The organism is Verminephrobacter aporrectodeae subsp. tuberculatae At4 (assembly GCF_000193225.1).
GTDB lineage: Bacteria > Pseudomonadota > Gammaproteobacteria > Burkholderiales > Burkholderiaceae_C > Acidovorax > Acidovorax aporrectodeae.
In genome coordinates this window covers 1-2,988 of record NZ_AFAL01000767.1, presented here as the reverse complement: position 1 = coordinate 2,988, position 2,988 = coordinate 1, and the positions used below count along the sequence as shown (strand labels likewise).

Sequence of the window (2,988 nt, the reverse complement as noted above, 5' to 3'; positions counted from 1 at the left end):
GCTGAGCGTCAGCGTGACGATCTTGGTCGTCGCGTCCACCACGGCGCCGGTGACGGTAATGGCCCTGCCTGCGGCGCTGTGGACCGTAAAGCCGGCGTTGCCCGCGAGCGCCGCCCCGTCCAGGCTGTTGGCTTCCGTGTACATGAGCTCCAGCTGGTTGCCGTTGACCACGGCGATGTTGATCACCGGGGGCGTGGTGTCAACTTGCGTGTTGTTGGTCACCGCCATGTTGCTGAAGTTCGCCGCATTGTTGCCGGCAACGTCCCGCACCCCTTGACCGAACGCGGGCTTGGTGTAGTTGACGGTCACCGTCTCCGCTACGGCCACGGCGCGGCTCAGTGTCAGCGTCACGGTCTTGGCGTATATGTTCATCGCGGCGCCGGTGACGGTGATGGCCGCCGTGGCGGTGTTGACCGTAAAGCCGGCATTGCGCACGAGTGCTATCGGGTCCAGGGCGCCGGCTTCCGTGTACGTGAGCACCAGTTGGTTGCCTTCGACCGTGGCGGTGTTGACCACCGGGGGCGTGGTGTCTGCTGCCGTGGACCCTGTTGGCGGCATGGGCCATATTTTTGTTTTGGCGCTGTCCTCCTCGGTGACCCTATCGGCTATTTCGGCTGGTGATGTGTTGTCAGGCATGGTTTTCCTTTCAAGGTGAAGGTGCGATGGACGAAATTGGGGCTCCTGTCGCGCTATGGACAGGGCCCTTGGTTTGCTGCGGTGGTGCACGCGCCGGGTGCCTGGGTGCGAGCGCCGCGCCGTGGACCCGCAGCGCGGCTGGGCGCCAGGGGGGACAGTCTTGGCCGGGGTGGTGACGCTTTGGACGTTGCTCTTGGAGTGCACTGCTGCGCGCCGGAGAACTGCCGGAGCCCGCGCGCAATGTGCATGGCCAGGTGCCGCTGTGGCCGCCAGCGCCAGAGGCGCAGGATGCTGCTGCTGGCGCTCAGGCCCGCACCGGCTCGGTCAATCTTCTGATCACGGCGCGCCTGGGCGCCAGGGTGGCGGTCTTGCCCATGGCGGCGAGGCGCCGGACGCTGATCCTGGGGTACGCCACCGGAGCCCGCCGGCAGTGCGGATGCCCCCGTGGCGCGGGGGCCGGCGGCCGTTGCGTTGGGTGCCTCGCCGACGCCGGAGGGCGGAACGATGCGGCTGGCGCTGCTGTAGCCCCGAGCAGTCCGGGAGTCAGGGCGAGACCTGCTCCGCCGCATTAGGCTCAACTCCTGCATAAAGAGGCATTTCTCTGTCGTCATGGAAACAATCAATAACGCTTTAAAACGCCGTCAGTGTAACCCACGTTTCTCTTGAACGTTCTGACCCTGTCCAATTTTTATGCGCTTATCCGTTGTTCTCCTTGCTTCGCCAGCATGTGGTGTGGACGGACGCTGGCGCCCGGCGGCGCAGTAGTCCGGGTCGGCAACAGGCAGCAGCCGGGCGGTTCAAGGCGATGGACGGAATCGACGTGCTGCCTGGGACATGCCCGGCGGACCGGGTGCCGCAGACCGCCGCGGACCCTCTTCCCAAGCGCTGGGCGCGGCGCCCGGTCGGGGCCGAACGGTCTGGCCACGCGCGCTGCGGATGGAGTGCGCCGGGCGGTTTGCTGTGGTGCGCAGGGGGTCGAATCGGAGGCTGCGTTTTGGGGCAGTCAGACGATTCTTCGGGGTCCATGCGACCGGAACTATGTCTTGTTTTTATACAGACTCAAACATTGCAGACGTGACCAGTTTGCGCATGATCTGCCCAGAAAATGGTGGATTCTTTGGCATTTTTTTTATTCCCCCATTGCTTCGCCACCGGAAAATTCGCCGTGGGCGATCGTTCGCGCAAGGGTGCGCAGTCCAGCGCTCACCCGAAGGCAGACTTGGGCTGCGCGGGCTGCGGAATCGACCAAGGTCTGCGGACGACAGACCAGGCGGTCGGCGACTGGATGCGCTGCGCGGCGGACTGATCGCCATCGCACTGTGGCTGGTGTCCTGGCCTGCAAATTCAACACCCCCCATGACCCCTCTTGAGGGAGATGGGTCCGGGGGAGCCGACTTCAGAACCAGAACCCTCCACCACTCAGCACATCGGACGCCTGCCCGGTGATGGACAGCGGCATCTGCGCTGCGGCACCGGAGGCGGTAATGGTGCCGTCGGCCTTGTCATCGGCGTCGAACTGCCCGCCATCCTGGATCGCAAAGTCCAGCCGCAGCCGCCCGCCTTCGTTCACCATCTTGCCGCCGTAAGGGCTGCTCGCCAGATTCACCCAGGTGCCGCTGCTGTCCTGCGCCCAGTAACCGTTGGCGCCGAGCTTCGGGTCCACGTACAGGCTGAAGGTCTCGCTGCTGCCGGTGGCATCCAGCGTGGCCTTGAAACTCGTCAGCGCGATCGGTGTCTCCAGCGCCCGGGACATCGAGGTCGGGACCGCCTTTTGCACCAGGCTGGTAATGCGGACGGTACTGCTGGCGTTGACCTTGCCTTCCTGGCTATCGGCCACCAAGGTGACCGAGGTGCTGGAACTGCTGCTCGTCGTGGCGCTGTATGAGGCGACTGCGGCCTGTGTCCTGTCCTGGACGTCGTCCCGGTTCCCGTCGCCGCGTGCGGCACCGGTGGGGCCGATGGCCTGGTTTTCCTGGGCGTCGGGCACACCGTCGCTGTCTGTATCCGGTTCCCTGTGGGGGCCTGGTGCAGGCGCGGGGGATCCTCCGCCAGAGGATCCACCGGATGAAGGGGGTGCGGCGGGCGCGGCAGGTGCAGGTGCGGGTGCGACGGGCGCTGGTGTGCTGTTCGTCACGGGCTTTGCGCTGAAGTCCGCTGCGTCGTTGCCGGCAGCGTCCTGCACCACGGCGCCGGATGTGGGCTTGGTGTAGCTCACGGTCACGGTGGTCTCCGCGCTGGTCACGGCGCGGCTGAGCGTCAGCGTCACGGTCTTGGCCGTTGCGTTGACCACGGCGCTGTTCACGGTAATGGCCGTGCCCGTGCTGCTGCTGACCGCAAAGCCTGCGTTGCCCG

The 2,988-nt window shown here is 65.8% G+C and carries 2 protein-coding genes; both read right to left on the bottom strand.

Annotation, left to right across the window (positions count from 1 at the left end; genetic code table 11):
- The coding region (locus VTU_RS29225; protein WP_265597358.1) for a SwmB domain-containing protein at window positions 1-636 on the bottom strand (636 nt) is incomplete at its 3' end.
- Between the two features lie 1,396 nt (window positions 637-2,032).
- Window positions 2,033-2,988 (bottom strand): choice-of-anchor U domain-containing protein (locus VTU_RS29220; protein ID WP_010108554.1); only part of this gene is annotated, 956 nt, incomplete at its 5' end.